The sequence below is a fragment of the Nocardiopsis sp. CC223A genome (assembly GCF_030766825.1).
Classification (GTDB): Bacteria; Actinomycetota; Actinomycetes; order Streptosporangiales; family Streptosporangiaceae; genus Nocardiopsis.
On record NZ_JASFDV010000027.1, the window covers coordinates 45,656 to 69,008 of the forward strand.

23 protein-coding genes are annotated in these 23,353 nt (G+C 72.2%); 9 read left to right on the plus strand and 14 right to left on the minus strand.

Annotated elements, in window-relative coordinates; translation table 11 throughout:
* Nucleotides 1–20: 20 nt before the first annotated feature.
* From QJS33_RS13465 to QJS33_RS13480, 4 genes are all read right to left on the minus strand, one after another.
* Entirely contained in the window at nt 21–1,070 is a 1,050-nt protein-coding gene (locus QJS33_RS13465) for a hypothetical protein (protein ID WP_306368289.1), read from the minus strand.
* The gene (locus QJS33_RS13470) at nt 1,067–2,035 is read right to left on the minus strand and encodes a hypothetical protein (protein WP_306368290.1); all 969 of its coding nucleotides are present in this window, start codon (nt 2,033–2,035) and stop codon (nt 1,067–1,069) included. Before QJS33_RS13470 ends, QJS33_RS13465 begins: the two co-directional genes overlap by 4 nt.
* A gap of 340 nt (nt 2,036–2,375) precedes the next feature.
* Entirely contained in the window at nt 2,376–3,218 is an 843-nt protein-coding gene (locus QJS33_RS13475; RefSeq protein WP_306368291.1) for a hypothetical protein, read from the minus strand.
* A gap of 42 nt (nt 3,219–3,260) precedes the next feature.
* Nucleotides 3,261–4,742 carry an NAD(P)H-hydrate dehydratase gene (locus tag QJS33_RS13480; RefSeq protein ID WP_306368292.1) on the minus strand — a complete coding sequence of 494 codons (1,482 nt, stop codon included), beginning with the start codon at nt 4,740–4,742 and terminating at the stop codon, nt 3,261–3,263.
* A 143-nt stretch (nt 4,743–4,885) separates the two neighbouring features.
* Between QJS33_RS13480 and QJS33_RS13485 the strand changes: the two genes are divergently transcribed.
* Both QJS33_RS13485 and QJS33_RS13490 read left to right on the plus strand, forming a co-directional pair.
* Entirely contained in the window at nt 4,886–6,823 is a 1,938-nt protein-coding gene (locus QJS33_RS13485; protein WP_306368293.1) for an N-acetylmuramoyl-L-alanine amidase, read from the plus strand.
* A gap of 89 nt (nt 6,824–6,912) precedes the next feature.
* The gene (locus QJS33_RS13490; RefSeq protein WP_306368294.1) at nt 6,913–7,311 is read left to right on the plus strand and encodes a hypothetical protein; all 399 of its coding nucleotides are present in this window, start codon (nt 6,913–6,915) and stop codon (nt 7,309–7,311) included.
* A 108-nt stretch (nt 7,312–7,419) separates the two neighbouring features.
* Here QJS33_RS13490 and QJS33_RS13495 read toward each other — a convergent pair whose 3' ends face one another.
* A complete protein-coding gene (locus QJS33_RS13495; RefSeq protein ID WP_306368295.1) occupies nt 7,420–8,784 on the minus strand; it encodes an aspartate aminotransferase family protein in 1,365 nt (454 codons plus the stop codon).
* A 282-nt stretch (nt 8,785–9,066) separates the two neighbouring features.
* Between QJS33_RS13495 and QJS33_RS13500 the strand changes: the two genes are divergently transcribed.
* The 6 genes from QJS33_RS13500 to QJS33_RS13525 all read left to right on the plus strand — a co-directional run bounded on the left by QJS33_RS13500 (nt 9,067) and on the right by QJS33_RS13525 (nt 16,366).
* On the plus strand, nt 9,067–10,500 hold the full coding sequence (locus QJS33_RS13500; RefSeq protein WP_306368296.1) for a gamma-aminobutyraldehyde dehydrogenase: 1,434 nt from the start codon (nt 9,067–9,069) through the stop codon (nt 10,498–10,500).
* A gap of 80 nt (nt 10,501–10,580) precedes the next feature.
* Nucleotides 10,581–11,753 (plus strand): ABC transporter ATP-binding protein, encoded by a 1,173-nt coding sequence (locus QJS33_RS13505; protein WP_306368297.1) that lies wholly within the window; start codon nt 10,581–10,583, stop codon nt 11,751–11,753.
* A gap of 104 nt (nt 11,754–11,857) precedes the next feature.
* A complete protein-coding gene (locus QJS33_RS13510; protein ID WP_306368298.1) occupies nt 11,858–13,123 on the plus strand; it encodes a PotD/PotF family extracellular solute-binding protein in 1,266 nt (421 codons plus the stop codon).
* A 23-nt stretch (nt 13,124–13,146) separates the two neighbouring features.
* Complete coding sequence (locus tag QJS33_RS13515; protein WP_306368299.1) at nt 13,147–14,004, plus strand: ABC transporter permease; 858 nt, start codon at nt 13,147–13,149, stop codon at nt 14,002–14,004.
* On the plus strand, nt 14,001–14,840 hold the full coding sequence (locus QJS33_RS13520) for an ABC transporter permease (protein WP_306368300.1): 840 nt from the start codon (nt 14,001–14,003) through the stop codon (nt 14,838–14,840). The genes QJS33_RS13515 and QJS33_RS13520 overlap by 4 nt, the downstream gene beginning before the upstream one ends.
* Before the next feature lie 101 nt (nt 14,841–14,941).
* Entirely contained in the window at nt 14,942–16,366 is a 1,425-nt protein-coding gene (locus tag QJS33_RS13525; RefSeq protein ID WP_306368301.1) for an FAD-binding oxidoreductase, read from the plus strand.
* A gap of 585 nt (nt 16,367–16,951) precedes the next feature.
* Here the strand turns inward: QJS33_RS13525 and QJS33_RS13530 are convergent.
* From QJS33_RS13530 to QJS33_RS13565, 8 genes are all read right to left on the minus strand, one after another.
* Nucleotides 16,952–18,520 carry a polyamine aminopropyltransferase gene (locus tag QJS33_RS13530; RefSeq protein ID WP_306368302.1) on the minus strand — a complete coding sequence of 523 codons (1,569 nt, stop codon included), beginning with the start codon at nt 18,518–18,520 and terminating at the stop codon, nt 16,952–16,954.
* Nucleotides 18,521–18,581: 61 nt separating this feature from the next.
* Complete coding sequence (locus tag QJS33_RS13535; protein ID WP_306368303.1) at nt 18,582–19,010, minus strand: DUF350 domain-containing protein; 429 nt, start codon at nt 19,008–19,010, stop codon at nt 18,582–18,584.
* 43 nt (nt 19,011–19,053) lie between these two features.
* A complete protein-coding gene (locus QJS33_RS13540; protein ID WP_306368304.1) occupies nt 19,054–19,395 on the minus strand; it encodes a hypothetical protein in 342 nt (113 codons plus the stop codon).
* Nucleotides 19,392–19,928: a DUF2617 family protein gene (locus tag QJS33_RS13545; RefSeq protein WP_306368305.1), complete on the minus strand. Its 537-nt coding sequence runs from the start codon at nt 19,926–19,928 to the stop codon at nt 19,392–19,394. Before QJS33_RS13545 ends, QJS33_RS13540 begins: the two co-directional genes overlap by 4 nt.
* 8 nt (nt 19,929–19,936) lie before the next feature.
* A complete protein-coding gene (locus QJS33_RS13550; protein WP_372339654.1) occupies nt 19,937–20,488 on the minus strand; it encodes a DUF4178 domain-containing protein in 552 nt (183 codons plus the stop codon).
* A 240-nt stretch (nt 20,489–20,728) separates the two neighbouring features.
* Nucleotides 20,729–21,583 carry a sulfurtransferase gene (locus QJS33_RS13555; RefSeq protein WP_306368307.1) on the minus strand — a complete coding sequence of 285 codons (855 nt, stop codon included), beginning with the start codon at nt 21,581–21,583 and terminating at the stop codon, nt 20,729–20,731.
* A 49-nt stretch (nt 21,584–21,632) separates the two neighbouring features.
* Nucleotides 21,633–22,061 (minus strand): hypothetical protein, encoded by a 429-nt coding sequence (locus QJS33_RS13560; protein ID WP_306368308.1) that lies wholly within the window; start codon nt 22,059–22,061, stop codon nt 21,633–21,635.
* Entirely contained in the window at nt 22,054–22,416 is a 363-nt protein-coding gene (locus QJS33_RS13565; protein ID WP_306368309.1) for a hypothetical protein, read from the minus strand. The genes QJS33_RS13560 and QJS33_RS13565 overlap by 8 nt, the downstream gene beginning before the upstream one ends.
* 139 nt (nt 22,417–22,555) lie before the next feature.
* Between QJS33_RS13565 and QJS33_RS13570 the strand changes: the two genes are divergently transcribed.
* Nucleotides 22,556–22,741 carry a hypothetical protein gene (locus QJS33_RS13570; protein ID WP_306368310.1) on the plus strand — a complete coding sequence of 62 codons (186 nt, stop codon included), beginning with the start codon at nt 22,556–22,558 and terminating at the stop codon, nt 22,739–22,741.
* A 144-nt stretch (nt 22,742–22,885) separates the two neighbouring features.
* Here QJS33_RS13570 and QJS33_RS13575 read toward each other — a convergent pair whose 3' ends face one another.
* A complete protein-coding gene (locus QJS33_RS13575) occupies nt 22,886–23,179 on the minus strand; it encodes a hypothetical protein (RefSeq protein ID WP_306368311.1) in 294 nt (97 codons plus the stop codon).
* Nucleotides 23,180–23,353: the final 174 nt, after the last annotated feature.

Here is a 23,353-nt window from a genome sequence, read left to right on the forward strand (position 1 = left end):
GCCACCGTCCGGGGCCGCGGTCACCGCACCCACCGCACGTATCCGGGGCGGTCCGCCGACCACTCCACGTCGACGAAGCGCTCGGCGCGTACGCGCTCCACGTCCTCACAGGGGATGTCCAGTGCGGTGCTGTAGGGCAGGTCGGCGACCGTGTAGTGCAGGTCGGCCTCGCCCTGGCAGCCGCCCCGCACATCCCGTTCCCAGACCTCGGAGACCAGGGCCGTCCCGGCCTCGGTGGCGGCCATCGCCCGGTGCCCCTGGTACAGGTGCCAAGCCCGGCCGCCCGCCGCTCCCCCGCCCGCCACGAGCAGGGCGCAGACCAGGAGCGCCGACGAGACCCGTGCGGGGAGCGTGCGCGCGGGGGCCGGGACCGAGCGGACGGGCGCGCGGTCGGCGTAGTGCAGCAGGGCCCGCACCGCCAGGAACCCTCCTGCCGGCAGCAGCAGCCAGGCGCAGGTGAGGAACGCGAGTGCCGCCGAGTCGGGGAGATGCCCGATGCCCACGGCGGCGCGGAGGATGCCCGGCACGGCGAGGAGGATTCCGGCCACCGTGCACAGGAGCGCGGGGACGGCCCGTGCCAGGACCGGCCGCCACAGGGCGGCGCCCCGGTCCCGGTCCCGGTCGGGGCGGGAGCGGCGGCGACGGCGGCTCGGGGCCGAGCGGCGGCGTCTCCGGTTCCAGGCCGCGCGCAGTCCCCCGGGCCCCCAGACCGCGGGGACGGCGAGGCAGGCGAGGACCGCGAGCACGAGGAAGGGCCACGGGGAGACGTGGTCGCTCAGCACCGCCGCCTCGGGCAGGGAGGGCACGTGCCGGACGGTGACGTCCACGGGGTCGCCGGGCGTGTGGACGCCGTGGGCCAAGGCTTCGACCGGCTCGGCCGCACCGGTGTCGACCAGGACCACTGGGATTCCGTCGCGGATCTCCTCGATGCGCGCGGGCGCGGGGACGAAAGCGAACCAGCGCACCGCCCACGGCGCACTCCACTCGGAGAAAGCGGCCAGGAGAAAGGCGGCGAAGGGTGTCCCCAGCAGCCAGGACCGGTCGGCGCGGGGAGGCGGCCTGCGACTCACCGGACGCCCTCCACACGGACCAGGCTCGGGTCGTCGGCGTCCCAGGCCACCCGGGCCTCGTCGCCGGGGGTGAGGTCGAAGCCCACGTCGTCCGTGGTCTGGGTGTAGCGCAGGCCGTCCACCTCGTACTCCAGGGCGACCTTGTCGTCGCAGTACCGGCCGTTGCCGATCATGTCCCCGCAGCCCACGGCGAGCACCGTCGCCGTGCCCTTCTCCGGGGTGTCCACGTCGGTCTCCATCGACACGAGTACCAGCAGCACCAGCGGGGCGCCGACGAAGAACACACCGTACAGCCCCAGGTACGTCCCGGAGCCGAACAGCTTCGGCTGGACCGGTTCCGTTGCTCCGGGGGCGCGTTCCAGGTACCGGCCCAGGCCGTGGACCAGCATGTCCAGTCCGGTCGGGAGCAGGGCCGCGCCGATCAGCCCGAGGGCCACGAACAGGTCGAAGTCGCTCCAGGAGTCGATGGAGGCCAACGCGCCGGTGATCAGGGCCAGCCCGCAGGCCGTGACGACGAAGCCGCAGACCAGCCACAGGGTGACGGCGAGGTTCAGCGTGCCCTCCGGCGGGCGGCCGAGTTCGCGGGCCCGGACCCGCGCGCGGTACAGGACGGCGCGCGGGCCGTGCGGGTGGCGCAACACCAGCCAGACGACGACCGGGATCAGGGGGACCATGAACAGGATCGGCGGGATCCACAGGGAGCCGTCCAGCATCGCCTCCGTCGGCCGGTCGGTCAGGTAGCGGACCGTGACCTCCCGGGGATCGTCGCGCAGGTGGTCGCCGCGGGCGGTGGTGGTGACCTCGGTACCGTCCGCCGTCGTGAAGGCGACGACGGGCCGTCCCCGATCGATCTCCAGGACGGTGCCGGTGGCGGTCGCGGAGGCCGTCGTGTAGTGCAGCCGGGTGAGGGCGTCGGCAACCCCGAAGGAGAGCAGGAGCGCGGCCGCGATGCCGACGAACGGCATGACGACGAAGATCCGGGTCAGGGTGCGTGCGGGGTGGCGGGCGCCGCCGTCCGCGGCCGGGGTGTCGGTGTTCAGTCGTCAGTCTCCTGCCACTCCCGTGCCTGCCGGTCGGCACGCGCCTGCGCTTGTGCTCGCGCCCTACGATGCGGCCGCTCAGGGACCCTGCGCGGCCGGTGACGGATCTTCCTGCACCTTGTCACCGGGCGGCCTCGCGCGGGGTGGCGGGATACACCGGGGGAACGGGGCACGGGCGCGACTCCGAGCCATGTCCAGTTCGTCCCTTTCATGGACGCATCGGGTACCGGAACGGTTTCCCTCCGGTTCGGAAACCCGTGGGGGTTCAGAGGAACCGCAAGGCCACCAGGCCCGCGCAGATCCAGACGAAGCACAGGTCCAGCGGGAACGCGCGCTCCCAGGCGGGGCGGCGGCCCTCGATCCCGTCGGCGGCCGGGCGGGTGCGGGCGACGAAGTCGCGCACCCGGGCGGCGATCCGGTGGCGGTGGCCCGGGGTGCGCGCCCAGGTGGTGGAGGAGACCCCTGTGCCGTCGGTGAGGCGCACGGTGATGCCTCGGTCCCCTGATTCGACGCCGGCCACCCGATCAACGGGGACGACCGTGGTCCGGCGGCCCCCGTACAGGTAGAGATGGGTCCCGTCCAGGACGATGCGCGGGAGCAGCAGCCCCTGGGCGACCGCGCCGGCAGCGGCGGCCAGGACGACGATCGCCGCAACGGCGGGCCAGCCGCCGGCAGCGGCGGCGAGCACCACCGTGGCTGCGGCCAGGAGGGCGAGCAGGACGGCCCCCGCCATCCGGCGGCCGCGGTCGGCGAGGGTGCGCGAGGACAGCGGACGGGGCTCTCGGCGGCCGGTCGGACCGCGGCCGGAGCGCAGGCGTCGCAGCCTCCGGTCAACGGAGGGAGAACCGCACGCCACCACGGCCGCGGGCGCGGCCACGGCCGGGTACCCGGTCGTCAGCCCGAGGACACACATGGCCGCCACTGCCAGGTAGATGCGCACGCAGGAGCGCGGCAGGGGGACTGTCCGCAGCAGGAGGGCGGCCATCCCCTCCACCGGTTCTCCGGCGACGGCGCGGTCCTTGCGGATGATCCACGCTTCCAGGGCCAGGGCCGCCAAGAGCCCGAGAAGGAAGAGCGCGGCACCGATCAGGGTGACGGCGAGGGACATGAGGGGTGTCCGTCCGGCCGGTCGACAGGGGATCCCATCATGTCAGGCGGTGCCCGCCTCCCGGATGGCCAGGAGGGCGGCGGGGATGCCGTCGAGGAGGTCGGAGGCGCTGATGGGCGCGCCCCTGTGGACCAGGGTGGCGGCGCGTCCGTGCAGGTGGGCGCCGCAGGCGGCGGCCTCCGTGGCGGGCAGGCCCACGGCCATCAGGGCACCGATGATCCCCGACAGCACGTCGCCGGAGCCCGCGGTGGCCAGCAGCGGAGTTCCCGTGATGTTGGCGACGACCGGTGAGCCCGGGTGGGCGACGAGGGTCGTCGAGCCCTTGAGCAGCACCGTGCAGTCCAGTTCGCGCGCCGCCCGGGTGACGTGTTCCAGGCGGTGCGCCTCCACCGCTTCGCGCTCGGTGCCCAGCAGTCGGGCCAGTTCGCCCGCGTGCGGGGTCAGCAGGGTCGACGCCGTGCGCTCGCGCACCAGGTCCAGCAGGGGGCCGCGGGCCAGGACCGTGATGGCGTCGGCGTCCGCGAGGACCGGCAGGTCGCTCTCCAACACCACGTGGAGCTCGTCGGCGTTGCCCGGGCGGATGCCGCGCCCCGGCCCGATGACCACCGCGGCCGCCCGGCCCGGGTCCAGCCGGGTGCTGCTCAGCGGGTCGACGGCCTCGGCGACGACCTCGGGCCAGCGGGCGAGCACCTGGTCCACCGCGGCCTGGCACCCCGCGTAGCGGACCATGCCCGCGCCGGTGCGCAGCGCCCCGCCCACGGTGAGGACGGCGGCGCCCCGGTAGGGGGCCGAGCCCGCGCGGACGGCGAGGACGCCGCGGCGGTACTTGTCGGATTCCGGCCCCGGGACGGGGAGCAGTGCGGCGACGTCGGTGTCGTCGAAGGACAGCAGGGCCGGGCCCGGCAGCTCGGGCCGCAGGCCGATGTCCACCAGACGGACGCGCCCCGCGTGGGACGCTCCCGGGTCGACGAGCAGCCCCGGCTTGTAGGTGCCGAACGTGACGGTGGCGTCGGCGCGGACGGCGGCCCCGGCCACCTCGCCGGTGTCGGCGTCCACCCCGCTGGGCAGGTCGACGGCGACCACCGGCGCGGGGGCGTTGGCGGCCAGGACCGCCAGGGTGGCGAAGGGGGGCCGCAGCCCGCCGCGGCCGCCGATGCCGAGCAGGCCGTCGATGATCAGGTCGGCGTCGAACAGGGCGTCCTCGGCGGATGCCGGGGGGACGACGCGCCCGCCCGCGGACCGCAGTGCGGACAGTCCGCCCTCGTGGGTGCGGCCCCCGGCCGGGACCGCGCGGACGGCGGCACCCCGGGCGGCCAGGGCGGCGCCCGCGTAGAGGGCGTCGCCGCCGTTGTCCCCCGCGCCGACGAGCAGCACGATCCGGGACCCGTACACGCGCGGGAGGAGACGGGCGCACTCCACTGCGAGACCGGTGGCGGCGCGGCGCATCAGCGCCCCCTCCGGCAGCCGGGCCATGAGCGCGTCCTCGGCCTCGCGGACGACGTCGGCGGTGTGTGCGTAGCGCACGGGCGGACCTCCCGGGAAGGTGACGGAAGCACCATCGTGCCGTATGGGAGCGGTGGGGCGCTGGGGGCGCCACGCGGGGGATCTTCCGGTCGGATATCACCATTCCGATACACAGCGGAGTGCCTCCTTGACACAATGAGATCATGCCTCGACCGAGCAAGTACGTCTCCCGGGCCGATCTCGGGTGGGGTCCCTCGCCCGCCGGGCGCGCCGACCCCAAGAGCGGCCTGGTCGTCCACTACGACAGCGTCGACCAGGACCTCGCGAACAGGGGCCACTCGGCCTGCGTCGCCTACTGGAACAGCACCCGCCGCTTCCACACCGGCCCGAGCAGGGGCTGGGCGGACATCGGCTACTGCGTCGACGAGGAGACGCAGATCCTCACCGAGGACGGGTGGCGCCCCTTCGACGCCATCGCACCCGGCGACCTCGTCCTGGCCCTGGACCACACCACCGGCCTGTCCGGCTGGCAGCCCCTGCTGGCGGTGAACGTCTTCCCCGCGGCGCCGCGCGAGCTCCTCCTCATGGACGGGCACGGACACTCGTCCCTGACCACCCCGGGCCACCGCTGGCCGGTGGAGCGCAGGACCGGCAGGCCCGGCCGCGACCCGCGTCCCGGCAGCGGGTTCGCGCCCGCCTGGACGACCAGCGAGGAGCTGACCGTCCGCGACCGGATCCGCACCGCCGCCCCCTGCGCGGACCTGCCCGTGCAGGCCAAGTGGCCCGACGCCCTGGTGGAGCTGGTGGCCTGGGCGTGGTCGGTGCCCGGACCGGGAACGGTGATCCGGCGCCCGCTGCGGCGCGGCACCGAGGACGCCGCCCGGGTGCGCGGCGTACTGCACGGCCTGTTCGGCGCCGCGGCCGCGGACTCCCCGGACGCGGTGACCTGGTGGGAGGAGCACACCTCGACGGAGGCGGTGTTCCGGCTGTCGGCGGGCGCCGACGGGGCGCTGGCCGAGCAGATGCCGGCCCGGGTGCCCTCGCACACGTTCCTGAGGTCGTTGACCCGCGCGCAGCTCGACCTGTTCATGCGGGTCACCATGACCGCGGCCGGGAAGGACGACCGGTTCCTGGACCGGCCGGACGAGGCGGGCGCCGAGGCGTTCCGGTTCGCCGCGGTCCTGGCCGGGCGGACGGCGTCGGTGCGCGTTGTCCCGCTCGGGGGGTGGCGGGTGGAGCTGTCCCCGGAGCAGACGTTCAGCCCCCGGGCGGTGGCGGCGCGCACGGAGGGGTTCGCGTTCGAATTCATCCGCCACGAGGGCCCGGTGTGGTGTCCCACCACTCCGTACGGCACCTGGCTGGCCCGGCGGGCGGGCACCGCGTACTTCACCGGGAACTCGTTCATGGCCTGCGCGCACGGCCACGTGCTGGAGGGGCGCGGGCTGTACCGCGTCCAGGCCGCCCAGCCCGGCGGGAACTCCTCGCACTACAGCGTCACGCTGGCCACCGGGCCGGGGGACCCCGTCACCCCGGCGCAGGTCGAGGCGGTCCGGCAGTTGCGGCAGTGGCTGATGGAGCCGGACACCTCGATCTCCGGGAAGGTCCTGGGGCACCGGGACTTCATCGCCACCTCCTGTCCGGGTGAGAAGGCCTACCGGATGGTCCGGGACGGCACCTTCACCAGGCCTCCGAGCGGATCCGAAGGAGACGACATGCCCAGGCACCGCAGGTTCGAGAAGGACGACGCCCAGGAACTGGCCCCGGGCACGTGGACGTCCCTGAAGTTCGACCGGCGCCACGACGGGCGCACCGGGGAGCTGTACTCGCTGGTGGGCGTGGACGAGCCGGACGGCGCCCTGTACGACCTGTCGGTGGGGGTGACCATCGCCGACCTGGCCCCGGGCACGGAGGTGCAGCTGCGCGCCTCCGAGTACGAGTCCGACGGGGACGGCGGCTGGCGGCCGGCCCGCAACCGGCCCAACGACTCACCGCTGCACGGCCGCGGCAACGGGCATTTCACCTACTCCTGGAAGAGCAACCTGGCCGCGGGCCGCCGGGTGCGGATCCGGCTGGTCCAGTACGGCGGCGCCCCCGCACGGATCACGTCGGCCACCGCCGAGGTGTTCTTCTGGCCCAGGTGACCGCGGGACACGGCTGCGCCCGGTGATTGATCGGTGGTCCCCGGGGCCGGATGCTGGACGTGACCGGCGACCGGCCCCGAGGAGTCCGCATGCCCGACCACCACCGCTTCACGAAGGACACCCGCGTCACCCTGGCCCCGGCGACCTGGTACGACATCGTGTTCGACCGCCGCGACGACGGGACGACGGACATCCGGGCGCTGGCGCAGGCGGGGTACTACGACCTGTCGGTGGGGGTGACCCTGATGGGGATCACACCGGGCACGGAGGTGCAGCTGCGCGCGGTGGAGTTCGACGCGGGCGGCGGAGCGCTCTCCGAGCGCCCGGCGGGCAGCGCCGTGCACGCCATCGGCCGGGGCCGGTTCGCGTACTCGTGGAAGGGCGCGGTGCCCGAGGGGGGCTGGGCGGGGGCGCGGGTGATCCAGTTCGGCCAGGCCGACGCCCACCTGGTGGCCGCCGAGGCCGACGTCTTCACCTGGCCCACCTGAACGGACCCCGGGTGCCCCCGCCCACCCGTCGCCCGCCACCACCCTCAACGGACGGCCTGCGGCCGACGGTCCTTTCTCCAGGGGTCGGAGGCACCCGGGGCGGGGGTACTAGAGCCGGTTCCAGGCCTCGGTGAGGACCTTGCGCAGGATCGACTCGATCTCCACGAAGTGCTCCGGGCCGCAGGTGAGCGGCGGGGAGAGCTGGATGACCGGCTCGCCGCGGTCGTCGGCGCGGCAGATGAGCCCGGCGTCGAACAGCGCGCCCGACAGGAAGCCCTTGAGGAGGCGGTGCGACTCCTCGTCGCTGAACGTCTCCCTGGTCTCCTTGTCCTTCACCAACTCGATGCCGTAGAAGTACCCGTCGCCGCGCACGTCGCCGACGATCGGCAGGTCCAGCAGCTTCTCCAGGGTCGCCCGGAACATCGGCGCGTTCCGGCGCACGTTGTCGAGGATGCCCTCGCTCTCGAACAGGTCGAGGTTGGCCAGTGCCGCGGCGGCCGCCACCGGGTGGCCGGCGAAGGTGATGCCGTGCAGGAAGGAGGAGCCCTTCTCCCTGAACGGCTCCATGAGCTTCTCGCGGGCGATCATGCCGCCGAGCGGGACGTACCCGCTGGTGGCGCCCTTGGCGAAGGTGATGATGTCCGGCACGTAGTCGTACCTGGTGGCGCCGAAGTACTCGCCCAGGCGACCGAAGGCGCAGATGACCTCGTCGGACACCATGAGCACGCCGTACCGGTCGCAGATCTCGCGGACCCGCTGGAGGTAGCCGGGCGGCGGCGGGAAGCAGCCGCCGGAGTTCTGGACGGGCTCCACGTAGACGGCGGCGATGGTCTCCGGGTCGTTCTGGACGATCGCCTCCTCGATCTGGTCGGCGGCCCAGCGGCCGAACGCCTCGATGTCGTCGCCGTGCTGCGGTGCCCGGTAGAAGTTGGTGTTCGGCACCTGGAGGGTGCTGGGGACCAGCGGCTCGAACGGGGTCTTGATGCCCTGGAGGCCGGTGATGGACAGGGCGCCCATGCTGGTGCCGTGGTAGGCGATGCGCCGGCTGATCACCTTGTGGCGGGTGGGTTCGCCGATCGCCTTGAAGTACTGGCGGGCCAGCTTCCAGGCGGACTCCACGGCCTCGGAGCCGCTGGTGGTGAAGAAGACGCGGTTCAGGTCGCCGGGCGCCAGGGAGGCGATCCGCTCGGCGAGCTCGACGGCCTTGGGGTGCGCGTACGTCCAGATGGGGAAGTACGCCAGTTCGCGGGCCTGCTCGGCGATGGCGTCGGCGATCTCGGTGCGGCCGTGGCCGACCTGGCTGACGAAGAGTCCGGCCAGTCCGTCGAGGTACCGCTTGCCCTTGTCGTCGTAGACGTACACGCCCTCGCCGCGGCTGATGACGGGGACATCGGCGTCGTTGTAGGCGGCCATCTCCGTGAAGTGCATCCACAGGTGGTCCTTGGCCGCCTGCTGGAGGTGCTCAGGACTCATGTGCGCTGCCACTTGGTGCTCCAAGCTCGTCGGGTAACGCGGGGACCACGCTCGGGTCGACCCGGGGGGTCACACGTGCACGACCCTCTCAATAGAAATAGTCGCACTGTTCCACGTTCTGTCAAGTATCCGTTGAGAAACCTAATCTTTACAACGGAATCCATTGGAAGACCTTGATCTCACCGTTGCCGGATGGCAGTGTGGCAGATCACAGCGCTATGCGCGCGCATCAACAGACAGTCGGCGCACCGACACGCCCGACCGAACCGGGAGCAGAGCACCGTGACCCAAGACCTGCGCAACTTCGTCAACGGCGAGTACGTGGACACGGCCGACGGAATCCGCAGCGACCTCGTCGACCCGGCCACCGGCAAGGTCTTCGCCACCGCCCCGGTCTCCGCCGCCGAGGATGTCGACGCGGCGTTCCGGGCCGCCCGCACCGCCTTCGAGAAGGGCTGGCGCGACTGGACCCCGGCCGAGCGGCAGATCGCCCTCAACAAGTTCGCGGACCGGGTGGAGGAACGCGCGGACGAGCTCGTCGCCGCCGAGGTCCGCAACTGTGGCAAGCCCGTGGAGCTCACCAAGAGCGAGGAGATCGCGCAGGTGCTGGACGCCCTGCGCTTCTTCGCCGGGGCCACCCGCAACCTGGAGGGCCGCGCCGCCGGGGAGTACCTCGCCGACCACACCTCCTGGATCCGCCGCGAGCCCATCGGCGTCGTCGGCCAGATCACCCCGTGGAACTACCCGATGGCGATGGCGGCCTGGAAGATCGGCCCCGCCCTGGCCGCGGGCAACACCATCGTCCTCAAGCCCTCCGACACCACCCCGGTCTCCACCCTGCTGCTGGCGGAGATCGCCGCCGAGTTCCTGCCGCCGGGCGTGTTCAACGTGGTGGCGGGCGACCGCGACACCGGCCGCGCCCTGGTCGAGCACCCGGTCCCGGGCCTGATCTCCCTCACCGGCTCCACCCGGGCCGGGTACGAGGTGGCGCAGTCCGGCTCCAAGGACCTCAAGCGCCTGCACCTGGAGCTGGGCGGCAAGGCCCCGGTCATCGTGTTCGACGACGCCGACATCGAGCGGGCCGCCGCGGGCATCGCCGAGGCCGGGTACTTCAACGCCGGCCAGGACTGCACCGCCGCCACCCGGGTGCTGGCCGCGCCGGGAATCCACGACGACCTGGCCGCCGCCCTGGCCGAGCAGGCCCGCAACACCGTCACCGGCCCGCCGAGCAACGCCGACGCCGCGTTCGGACCGGTCAACAACGCGAACCAGCTGGCCCGGGTGAGCGGCTTCCTGGACCGGGCGCCCGACCACGCCGAGGTGCTGGCGGGCGGCTCCCGGGTCGGCGACGAGGGCTACTTCTACGCCCCGACCGTCGTCTCGGGCCTGCGCCAGGGCGACGAGCTGGTCACCGACGAGATCTTCGGCCCGGTCATCACCGTGCAAAGGTTCACCGACGAGGACACCGCGGTCACGTGGGCCAACTCGGTGGAGTACGGCCTGGCCTCCAGTGTGTGGACCAGGGACCACGCCCGGGCCCTGCGGGTCTCGCGCCGCCTCGACTTCGGGTGCGTGTGGATCAACACCCACATCCCGATCACCGCGGAGATGCCGCACGGCGGCTTCAAGCACTCGGGGTACGGCAAGGACCTGTCCATGTACTCCTTCGACGAGTACACCCGCGTCAAGCACGTCATGAGCTACATCGGCGAGTGACACGCCCCGGCCGGTACGCCCCCGGGCGGACCGGCCGCCTCCCGGTACGGCAACGAGCAAGCGACAGGACCACCCCCATCATGGCCACTACCAGCACCACAGCACCGGAGACGTCAGACGTGGAGACCGCAGCCGCGCGGCAGCCCGCGATCAGCCTGGAGGGGGTGTTCAAGTCCTTCCGCTCCGGATCGGAGACCGTGAACGCCGTCGACGGCGTCGACCTGGCCATCGAGCAGGGCGAGTTCTTCTCCCTCCTGGGCCCCTCCGGCTGCGGCAAGACCACCACCATGCGGATGATCGCGGGGTTCGAGGAGCCCACCCGGGGCGTCGTCCGGCTCAACGGCCGGGACGTCACCGGGGTGCCCGCCAACCGCCGCGACGTCAACATGGTCTTCCAGAGCTACGCCCTGTTCCCGCACATGAACGTCGCGGACAACGTCGCCTTCGGCCTCAAGCGCAAGGGCGTGGCCAAGGGCGAGATCGGGCGACGCGTCGGCGAGATGCTCGAACTGGTCGAACTCGGGCACCGGGCCAAGCACCGCCCGGCCCAGCTCTCCGGCGGCCAGCAGCAGCGGGTCGCCCTGGCCCGCGCCCTGGTCAACCAGCCCGCCGCCCTGCTGCTCGACGAGCCCCTGGGCGCCCTGGACCTCAAGCTCCGCCAGGCGATGCAGGTGGAGCTCAAGCGCATCCAGCGCGAGGTCGGCATCACCTTCGTCTACGTCACCCACGACCAGGGGGAGGCGCTGACCATGTCCGACCGCATCGCGGTGATGAACCACGGCCGGGTCGAGCAGCTGGGCACCCCGGCGCAGGTGTACGAGCGGCCGGCCACCCGGTTCGTGGCCGACTTCATCGGCACCAGCAACCTCGTCAAGGGCACGGTGCTCGGAGAGTCCGGCGGAGTGTGGCGGGTGGAGGTCGCCGACGGCGCCACCGCCCTGCTCGCGGACCTGCCCGAGGCGCTGGCCGCCCAGGGGCCGGGCGCGGTCGGCTCCGCGGTGTACCTGACCGTGCGCCCGGAGAAGATCGGCATCGGCGCCGAGCGGCCGGGCGAGGGTGTCAGCGCCGTCCCGGGCACCGTCACCGAGACCGTCTACCTGGGGTCGGCCACCCACTACCAGGTGGACATCGGCGGCGGCGAGTCCGTCACCGTGTACCTACAGAACTCCTCCGACTCCGCCCTGGCCGCCGGCCGCGGCGACCACGTGTGGCTGTCCTGGCCCGCCCACCACTCCTACCCGCTGCTGGCCTGATCCCTCCGGCCCGTCCACGCACCAGGCGCCGGCACCGACCGGCGCAGTCGGCCACGAATCCCCCGCTGTCCCCGGCGGACCATCGGAAGACCAAGGAACGACCAATGAACAACCGCTCGCGCGCCGGTATCGACCCCGCACTCCTCCGCGGCCTCACCCGGGCACGCCGCAGCCCGCTCGGGCTGCCGGGCCTGACCCGGCGGCGCACCCTCCAGGCCGGCGGGGCGGCGGCCGCCGCCCTCGCCCTGTCCGCCTGCGGTGTCGGCGGCCAGCAGCGCGACCCCGCCGCCGACGCGAACTTCTGGGAGGGCAAGGAGCGCACCGGAAACCTGCGCTGGGCCAACTGGCCGCTGTACATGGACTCCGAGCGCACCCAGATCCAGCAGTTCACCGAGGCCACCGGCATCGAGGTCGAGTACAAGGAGGACGTGCAGGAGGCGGCCTCGTTCTTCGGGCAGATCCAGCCCAAGCTCGCCAACGAGGACGACCTCGGCTACGACCTGATCGTGCTGCCCAACGGGTTCGAGCTGGCCAAGCTCATCGAACTGGGCTACCTGATCCAGCTCGACCACACGCAGCTGCCGAACTTCGCCGAGTACGCGGGCGAGATCTACAAGAACAGCACCTTCGACCCGGGCAACAGGTACACGGTCCCCTACGCCTCCGGCATCACCGGCATCGCGTACAACCCCGAGTTCATCGACCGGGAGATCACCAGCATCCAGGACCTGTGGGACCCGGCGTTCGAGGGCAAGGTCGGCATGTTCTCCGACCCCCAGGAGATCGCCAACTTCGGCCTGCTGGCCACCGGCGTCACCCCGGCGGACTCCACCTCCGCGGACTGGGAGGCGGCCGCCGACAAGCTCCGCGAGCAGCGCGACTCCGGCATCGTGCGCGCCTACTACGACCAGGACTTCATCCAGCCGCTGACCAACGGCGACCTGTGGATCACCATGGCCTGGTCCGGTGACATCTACCAGCAGAACTCCGAGGAGGGGACGAACCTGAAGTTCGTCATCCCCGAGGAGGGCGCCACCCTGTGGACCGACAACCTCATGATCCCGTACACCACACAGGCCCCGGTGGACGCGATCGAGCTGATGAACTTCCTGTACGAGCCGGAGATCGCCACCGGCCTGGCAGAGTACATCTCCTACATCCCGCCGGTCCCCTACGCCCAGGAGGTCATGCTGGAGTGGGCCGAGGCCGAGGGGGACAACGAGCGGGGCGACGCGCTGCGTGAGATGGCCGAGAGCCCGCTGGTCTTCCCCACCGAGGAGAACTACCAGAACCTGCACAACTTCGTGGTCCTGCCGACCGAGGAGCAGGACGGCTTCTCGTCCCTGTTCCAGGCCGTCACGCAGAGCTGACGCCGAGCGATCCCGAGTCTCCCATGAGAAACCGCAAGCTGACACCCTATGTGCTGGTGCTCCCGGCGTGGACCTGGCTGGCGCTGTTCTTCGTGGTCCCCATCGGCGGGATGCTGTCGCTGTCGCTGACCACGGGCAACGTGATCACCGGCTTCCAGCAGACCTTCGAGGTGGGCAACTACGCCGACGCCATCGGGACCTACTGGGAGCAGATCCTGCGCTCCCTGTTGTACGGCGGCTGCGCCACCCTGGTGTGCATCGCCATCGGATACCCGATGGCCTACTGGATCGCCTTCAGGGGTGGTGCCTACAAGTCCACGTACCTGCTGCTGCTCCTGCTGCCGTTCTTCGTCTCGTTCGTGCTGCGGACGATCTCGTGGCGGTTCTTCCTGTCCGACAACGGCGTGGTGCTGGGGGCCTTCAAGGACCTGGGGCTGCTCCCGGAGGGGTTCGCGGTGCTCAACACCGCTCCCGCCGTGATCCTGGGGCTGGCCTACAACTTCCTGCCGTTCATGGTGCTGCCGATCTACGCTGTGCTGGAGCGGATGGACCCGCACCTGGTGGAGGCGGCGCACGACCTGTACTCGGACCGGCTGCGGGCCTTCGTGCACGTGATCCTGCCGGTGTCGCTGCCCGGCGTGTTCGCGGGCGTGCTGATGACGTTCATCCCGACCAGCGCCGACTACGTCAACGCGTCGGTTCTGGGCGGCACGCACAACACGATGATCGGCAACGTCATCCAGACCCAGTACCTGGTCAACAACAACTACCCGATCGCCGCGTCGATCACCTTCGTGCTCATGGGGCTGCTGCTCATCGGTATCTTCAGCTACGCCAGGGCCCTGGGCACCGAACGGGTCATGGAGGTGCACACGTCGTGAGCGCCACGTTCGACACCGAGGACCGCACCGCCACCGGACCGCGGCCCCCCGAGGCCAGGGTCCGGCGCAGGATCGACTGGGGCCGCTGGTACACCTGGGCCGTGCTGGCCTGGCTGTTCGCACCGATCCTGTTCATGATCGCGTTCAGCTTCAACGACCCGGCCGGGCGGCACAACATCACCTGGCAGGGGTTCACCCTCAAGTGGTACGCGAACGCGTTCGCCTACCCCGACCTCAACCAGGCGATGTTCAACTCGGTGACCATCGCGCTGCTGACGATGGTCATCGCCGGGGTGCTGGGCACCCTGCTGGGCATGGCGCTGGGGCGGTACACCTTCCGCGGCAAACAGCTCACCAACCTGGTGATGTTCGCGGCGATCAGCGCACCCGAGGTGGTCCTGGGGGCCGCCCTGCTGTCCACGTTCCTGATGCTGAACATCACCACCGGCTACTGGACGACGGTCATCGCGCACGTGATGTTCTGCGTGTCGTTCGTCGCCATCACGGTGCGGGCCCGGGTGATCACCCTGGACCCGAGCCTGGAGGAGGCCGCCCGCGACCTGGGCGCCGGACCGTGGCAGACGTTCCGGCTGGTGACGCTGCCGATGCTGTTCCCCGCGGTGATGGCGGGCGGGCTGCTGGCGTTCGCCCTGTCGATCGACGACTACATCATCACCACGTTCGTGAGCGGCGACGTGAACACGTTCCCCCTGTGGATCTGGGGCGCCACGCGCGTCGGAATCCCCCCGCAGGTGAACGTCATGGGCACGCTGTTGTTCGCGGTCGGGCTCACCATGGCCGTCATCAACATCATCGCGGCCAGGCGCCGGGCCTGACGCCCGCCCCCGGGGCACCGGACGGGCGCGCGTCGCCCGGCCGGTGCCCCGATCCGTATCCGAATCCCTTTCCCACCACCTAAGAAAAGTGTGTGATACCCATGGCCGATGCGTTCACCGCAGGGGCCTCCGAGGCGCTGAAGGGCGCCCTCCCCCGGGTCTTCTGGCTCGATCCCGACGTGCCCGGGCACGATGTGCCCGAGGCGGCCCCGGCGCTGTCGGGTGACGTCTTCGCCGACCTGGCCGTGGTCGGCGGCGGGTTCAGCGGGCTGTGGACGGCGCTCATCGCCAAGGAGCGCGACCCCGACCGGGACGTGGTCCTGGTGGAGGCGCGCACCGCGGGGTGGGCGGCCTCCGGGCGCAACGGGGGGTTCTGCGCCGCCAGCCTCACCCACGGGTACGACAACGGCGCCGAGCGGTGGCCGGAGGAGATCGCGGAGCTGGAGCGCCAGGGGTACGCCAACCTGGACGCCATCGGCGAGGCGGTGGAGAGGTACGGGATCGACTGCGAGTTCGAGCGCACCGGTGAGCTGCTGGTGGCCACCGCCCCCTGGCAGGCAGAGGGGTTCGCGGAGTCCGCCGCGGCGATGGCCGCCCTGGGGCACCGGGCCGAGGTGTGGGACGCCGAGCGGACCCGCGCCGAGATCGGCTCCCCCACCTACCAGGGCGCGCTGTACGAGCCCGACGGGGTGGCGATGCTGCACCCCGCCAAGCTGGCCTGGGGGTTGCGGGAGGCGTGCCTGCGGCTGGGGGTGCGGATCTTCGAGAACACCCCCGTGCGGGCGATCCGGTCCACCCCGGCGGGGCTGCGGCTGGAGTCGCGCGGCGGGTCGGTGCACGCGCCGAAGGTCGCCTGGGGCACCGGGGCGTTCCCCGGACCGCTGCGGCGGCTCAAGCACTACCTGGCCCCGGTGTACGACTACGCGCTGATGACCGAGCCCCTGAGCGACGCGCAGATGGAGTCGCTGGGGTGGAAGGGGCGCCAGGGGGTGGGGGATGCGGCGAACTTCTTCCACTACTACCGGCTGACCTCGGACGACCGGATCCTGTGGGGCGGGTACGACGTCGTCCACCATTACGGCGGGAAGGTGCGGCCGGAGTACGACCAGCGGCCGGAGACGTTCCGGACGCTCGCCGAGCACTTCTTCGAGACGTTCCCGCAGCTGGCGGGGGTGCGCTTCACCCACTCCTGGGGCGGCGTGATCGACACGTGCAGCCGGTTCTCGGCGTTCTTCGGGACCGGGTACGGGGGCAGGCTGGCCTACGCGGCCGGGTACACCGGGCTGGGTGTGGGGGCGACGCGGTTCGGCGCCCAGGTGATGCTGGACCGGCTCGACGGGCTGGACACGGAGCGGACCCGGCTGCGGATGGTGCGGGAGAAGCCGCTGCCGTTCCCGCCCGAGCCGGTGCGCTCGATCGGTATCGACCTGACGCTGCGGGCCACCGCGGCCGCCGACCGCAACGACGGCAGGCGCAACCTGTGGCTGCGGACCCTGGACGCACTGGGCATGGGCTTCGACAGCTGACGTTGTGCGGCGGTCCGTGCGGCGTGTCGGGAAAAGGATCGGCAGAGCGGGGTAAGGGATTGCCCGGGGCGGCGCGGCGTACGCGCCGCTCCCCCGCGGTGGGACAGGATGGGTCCGGTCACGGGATGTCTCCCGTGCCCTCCCCCGCAGACCACCGCGCGGCCGCCCACCGGCCCGACACATGAAGGCTGCGCGGTGTCGGTCCGCTCCGGCCCGGGTGCGCCCGGGCCGGAGCGCCGGGTGGCCGGCGCTCGGCGGGATTCCGCAGGCCCGGAGGCGGCGCCTTCGGGGAGAAGCCGGCGGCCGCAGGCCCTCCGTCGGGACGACGGCGGGCGACGGGCGGTCCGGTCACGTCCCCGGGAGTGGTGTGATTTTCGCGCGGGTGCGTCCTTGCAGTTCATCGCGATGGTCGGCCGAAGCCGGGCAGGCCACCGCGTACCGGCGGCCCGCTGACCGGGATGAAGAAGCCGCCGGAGGCGGCGGCGCACCGATCCGCCCGACACCGCTGACGCTCATCCGTGGGAACAGGGCCGGAAAAGTCACACCACTCGATGGGACACCACCGGCGGTCCGGAGCGGGCACCGTCAGTAGCCGCGCCAGGCGCCCTGGTGGTAGGCGATGATGCGCGGGTGCATGAGCGTGGACGCCTCCACCCCCGCGTCCTCACGGCGGTCCCGCGGGAAGACCTGGGCGGCGTCCAGCAGTGCCTCGTCCAGGAAGCGCAGCGGCGGCGCGTCCTCGGGGATGTCCAGCGCGGGGGCGCCCCGCAGGGACGTCAGGTAGAAGCCCCAGTTCCCGAACGAGGGCACGTCCACGTTGTAGGGGGTGCCCGACAGGCCCGCCTCCTCCAGGGAGCGGCCCACGCTCCAGTAGGCCTCCGGGGCGAAGAACGGCGACCCGGCCTGCACCACCATCCGCCCGTCGTCGGCCAGGGAGTGGCGGGCCAGGGAGTAGAACTCCACCGAGTACAGCTTGGACGGGCCCACGTCCTGGCCGTCGGGCAGGTCGGCGACGATCACGTCGAAGTCGCCGCGGTGCTCGCGCAGCCACTGGAAGGCGTCGGTGTTGACCACCTCCACCCGCGGGTCCCGGAAGGAGTCGCCGTTGAGTTCGGTGATGACCGGCTCGCTGGAGGCCAGCTCGATCACCGCCGGGTCCAGGTCCACCAGGGTCACCGACTCCACGTCGTCGTAGGCGAGGATCTCGCGCAGCGCCAGCCCGTCGCCGCCGCCCAGCACCAGGACGTCCCGGCGCGGACCGTCCATCGCCGGGTGGACCAGCGACTCGTGGTAGCGGTACTCGTCCAGGGTGGAGAACTGGAGATCGCCGTTGAGGAACAGCCGCACGTCCCGGCCGTCGATCGAGCGGGTGAGCACGATCTCCTGGTAGGCGGAGCGCTCCGCGTGCACGATCGGGTCCCGGTACATGGCCTGGCGGGCGTCCACCTCGAACCGGTCGGCGTACAGGTACGCCAGGCCCAGGAACGCGAGGATGGCGACCAGGCCCACGGTGAGCCCGGCGTAGGCGCGGCGGGACAGCTCGGCGCGGAACAGCCACAGCACCACGGCCACGCCCACCACCGCGTTCAGCGCGCCCACCGCCAGCGCCCCCTTGGGCAGACCCAGCAGCGGCAGCAGCAGGAACGGGAACGCCAGGCCGCCGATGAGGCCGCCCACGTAGTCGGCGGCGAAGAGGTCGGCGACCGCCTCCGATGCCTCCTGTCTGCGGATGCGCTGGATGAGCGTCATCAGCAGGGGGATCTCCATGCCGATGAGCACGCCGATGGCGAACGCCAGGAGCACCAGGGCGGGCTGGTAGGCGGAGAACCACGCGAACGCCCCGTACAGCAGCAGCACCGACAGGCCGCCGACCAGCGACAGCAGGCCCTCGATGACCGCGAACGACACGGCCGGGCTGCCCTGGAACCGCTTGGACAGCAGCGACCCGACGCCCATGGCGAACACCATCACCGACAGGACCACCGACGCCTGGGTGATGGTGTCGCCCAGCAGGTAGCTGCCGATGGCGACCAGGGCCAGCTCGTACACCAGGCCGCAGGCGGCGCACACGAACACCGCGGTGAGCACGAGGAACCGGGCCACCCGCGGCGGTACCGGGAGTCGGGGCCGCTGCGGGGCCGGTGACTCGATCACGATGGGGTGCTGCTTTCTCTACGGGTGAGGGCGGACGGGCCCGCGACGGGGCTCGGCGCCCTCAGGTGAGGGCGGCGGCGACGACCGCGGCGATCGCCAGGTGGGCGGAGGCGCTCACCCAGGTCGCCGGGTGCGGTTCGGGGTTGCTGATCATGTGGGCGATCTTGGCCGGGATGATCAGGTCGATGAGCACGAACGACAGGGCCATGACGCCCAGGCCGATCAGCCCGTACACCGCGGTGGACAGCAGGCCGGCGCCCAGGCCGATCTCGGAGTCGCTGGAGAGGATGGCCGTGGTGACGATGACGGCCACGCCCAGGGTGTTGGCCGACACCAGGATCACCGCGTTGAGGTTGCGGTCCTCCCAGATGAGCTTGTGCAGCTTGCCCGGGGTGAGGATGTCGATGAGCAGGTAGCCGACCGCGAGGATGACCACGCCGACCCCGGCGTAGGCGAGGGCCGCGAGGCTGTTGAAGAGGATCTCGTTCATGGTCCGGTCTCGTTAGGGGATGGGGTTGTGGTCGGGCGGGCGGTCACTTGCCGAAGCCGGTGCCGCCGCCGCGGAAGCCGCTTCCGGAGCTGCTGGAGCCGCTGGAGCCGCCCCGGTAGCCGTCGTCGTACCTACTGCTGGACCCGCCGAAGAAGAAGAAACCGCCTCCGCCGGAGGAGCCCGAGGACGACCGCTCGCACTCGTCGTCGTCATAGGCGGGGTCGGAGACGTAGTCGTCGTCGGGGCAGTAGGTGTTGTTGGAGGAACCGCTGCTGCATGCCGCCAACAGGATGAGCAGCAGCACGATGACGCCGATCACCACGAACACGGTGACCACGGTCTTGTTGTTGTCCTCCGGCTCTGCGTGGCCGTGCTGGTAGGTCATCCGGTCTCTCCGCACGGGTGGGCGGACACGGTGGAGTGGGTGGTCACGAGTTCTCCGCTCTGGGGGTAGACATGCCAGGTGCGCCAGTGGAGCGGACCCCCGTCGCCGCGTGTGCCGTCGGAGGCCAGGTGCAGCGCGGTCACGGCCAAGGGGTCGCCGGGGAAGGCGACGAGGAGGCCGCCGGGGTCGTCGGCGACCTCGCGGTGGAGATCCCCCACCCGGTGGGCAAGACCGGTGCGGGTGAGGGTCTCCACCTGCGAGTCGAACCGGTACCGGCCCGGCCCGTGGGGGCGCTCGGCGCTGCCCGGCAGGGCGCCGTCCACCCCCGGCAGGCAGGCCACGGTCTCCACCAGGACGCCCGCCGCCGAGGTGACGACGACCTGGTGGGAGGCGCCGAGCACGCGCAGTTCGACACCGGTGCCGCCGATCCGCAGGGAGCGGACGGCGAGGGGGTCGATCAACGGGTGCCCGAGCGCCCAGACCAGGTCGTCGGCCCGGGTGTCGACGAAGGGCGCGCTGATGCCGACTCGCATGCGGTGGATCAGCTCCCCGGGTAGATGGTGAAGGTGCCCTCGGCGACCTTGGTGCCGGTGCTGACCTCCCAGGGGCCGTGGTCGAAGCGCTCGAAGGAGAGCAGGCTGCCGTCCGCGGCCTCGTAGTCGGCGTAGTCGAAGCCGCCCTGGGACTTGAGGCCGGTGGTGCCCTCGGAGCGGTAGGAGCCGCTGCCCTTCTCCTCCAGGTGGTACGTGGTGCCCTCCAGCTCGATCTTCTTGCCGTGGGGGGTCAGGTCCAGGTCGGGGCGGCCGGTCCACAGCGCCATTTCCAGGTCGGGGTCCTCCTCGGTGGAGAGCCAGCGCTTGCCGCCCTCGACCTCAAGGAAGTGCTCGGCCCAGACGTAGCCGCCCTGGGACAGGCGCAGGGTGCCGCGGATCCAGGTGCGTTCGGTGCCCCAGTCGATCATGTCCCCGGCCTTGAGGGTCCGGGGGTCGCCGAAGGCGCTGTCGCCCTTGGCCGCGAAGGGGTCGTGGGGGGCGGGCGGGGACGTGGGCGCGGGCGGGGTGCTGCGCCGCGCGGCGCGCACGGCGAGGGCGATGGCGGCGACCGCCACCGCGAGGGCGGCGATCACCAGGAGCACGATTTCGATGGCCACTGTTCCTCTTTCGCGTGGGGGGAGCCTCGTCATCGGCCCGCACCCCGGGCCGGGCAATCCTACTGGCTGGTCAGACGTATGCCACGGCCGGGAGGTTCCGGGCGAATTTGTACTTATGCGGACATACCAAAAGGCCGTCCGTGTGTGCACACGGACGGCCTCCGGAACGCCTGCCGGGCCGGGCTAGTCCGCGGCGGGGTCGCCGGTCTCGACGGGCAGGGTGTCGTCGCCGCCCCACAGGCTCCAGGAGCCGGGGTAGAGGCGGGGGGCGGTGTAGCCCGCGTGCTCCAGGGCGAGCAGGTCGTGGCAGGCGGTGACGCCGGACCCGCAGTAGGCGGTGATGGTGACGGCGTCGTCGGCACCCAGGGCGGCGAAGCGCTTGCGCAGTTCCTCCGGGGCGGCCAGCAGGCCGTCGGGGCCGAGGTTGCCGGTCCACTCGGCACTGCGGGCACCGGGGACGTGGCCGGGGCGGGCGTCCACCGGCGCGGGCTGCTCACCGGTGTAGCGGCCGTACGCGCGGGCGTCGATGACCAGTTGGCCGGGCTCGCCCGCGGCGGCCCGGACGGTGTCGGTGTGCACGACCCGGTCGGCGGGCCAGTGCTGGGGGGTGCGGTGCGCGGGCTCGGGGGTGTGCTCCCCCTCCTCCAGCGGCCCGGTCCAGGACCCGAGACCGCCGTCGAGGAACGCGGCGGGGGTGCCCAGGACGCGGAGCATCCACACCAGGCGGGCGGCGACGGACCCGCCGGCGTCGTCATAGACGACCACCCGGGAGTGGTCGCCGATGCCCAGGCGGCCCAGGGTGCGGGCGAAGTCGGCGGCGGCGGGCAGCGGGTGCCGCCCGCCCTCGGGGCTCGCCGGGGCGGCCAGGTCGGCGTCCACGTCGGCGAACACCGCTCCGGGGAGGTGTCCGGCGAGGTAGGCGTCGCGGCCGGAGCGGCCGTCCAGGTACCACCGGGAGTCGACCACGACCACACGGTCGAGGTTCTCTTGGAGCCAGTCGGCCGAGACGGCCACCGGCAGGGGAAGGGGCTCTGACATGACCCCAGGGTAGCGGTGGGATCACGACCGGGTCACGGGCCGGGTGGGCTCAGTCGCGGTCGAGCCGGTGCACGTGCAGGATCCACCACAGGCCCAGGGCGGGCAGGACCAGCGGGATGAAGAAGTAGCCGCTGCCGAACCCGGACCAGACGGTGTCGTCGGGGAAGACCTCGGGCAGGAGCAGGCTCACGGCGCCCACGACCAGGACGCCGACCATCTCGACGCTGCACGAGACCAGGGCGACGCGCCGGGAGGTCCGCCCCGCGCGGGCCAGGCCGACGGCGGCCACGAGGTAGATCACCCCGGCGAGCACCGACAGCAGGTAGGCGGCCGGCGCCTCGTCGAACCCGGTGGCCAGCTGGTAGACGCCGCGGGCGGTGGCGGCGAGGGCGAACACGCCGTAGACGGCGACCAGCAGGCGGCCGGGGCCGGTGCGCAGGGTCCGGGCGGCCTCGGAGGCCGGGGCGGTGTCAGGCAACGGGGCTCCAGAGCTGTTCGAGGCGGACGAACAGGACGGGCAGGATCAGGCAGGCGAACGCGATGACGGCGGGGCCCCACTTGCTGCGCTCCATGAACCCCCACACGGCGCAGGCGGGCGGCAGCAGGACCACGGTGGCCAGGTAGGAGATGAACATGGCCGTCTCCGCGGGCCGTTCCCCGCCCGCCATGGCCACGACGGTGGCCACGGCCTGGCCGATCACCAGGAGCCACAGGACCCCCATGCCGATCAGGTGCGGGACGAGCATGGGCCGGTCGCGGAAGGTCGACACGAGGCACCACCCGGCCATCGCCAGGGAAGCCGTCTGAATGGTCATGGTCAGCCACTCGACCATGGCGCCTCCTCTCGCCGGTCCCGTCCGCCCAGGTCGGCGGCGCGTTCTACGACACACGGTAGTACGACCGGCGGACCGCGCGGCACGGCCCTCCCCCGAACGGCTTCCGGGTGGGAGCCGGTTCCGCTACGGTGCGGGCATGAGCGCAGTCCGCGATGACACCGCGATGAAGCCCTCGGGGATCTGCCGGGCGGGGCGGCACCGCTGGCGGCACGATCCGCCGGGCGGCAGGCGCCGGATGTGCGTGCGCTGCCGGTCCATGTCGATGATCAACTACCCCTGCGGCACCGACTGCCTGGAGTGCCACCCCGAGGAGGAGGCCTAGGGTCTCCGCTGCCGAGGGTTCCCGCCTTCCGAGGGGCACCGCGGGCAGAACAGGGCTGCGGCCGCCGGGCCGTCCCGTGCGGGCGGTGGCGGGGGCGGGGGACGGGCGGGCCGAAGCCGAGGCGGAGGTTCGAGGGAACGCGGCCTAGATCCTCTTGGTGAGGGGCAGCAGCAGGGCGTCGCGGACCTTGTTCCACTCCACCGCGGCCAGGCCGCCGACGCCCATGTCCTCCACGACCGCGCCGATGGAGCGCAGGTCGTACTCGTCGCCGAGCTCGCGGTCCCCGTCCCGCTGCTCGTGGACGAGTGCGGTGACGTAGCGGCGCAGCTCGTCGGAGCCGACGGCGGCCGCCGCCCGGGCCGCCTCGTGCCAGCGGGCGTCGTGCGGGATCCAGGAGGCCACGACCTCCGTGGGGGTGGGGTGGTAATCCGTGCGCATAGGCGAAAGTTACCAAGGCCCGATCGCTCCCATCAGGGCTTCCGCGACGAAGGACACGGGACTCTTGTGCGAACCTTCAGGTGCTCGACGTCATCCGATGTGGGGGTGCCGGTAGGGTCACAGGGCGCTTCGCCACCCTCCGCCCGCGGGCAGGCCGCGCACCCTCCATCCCAT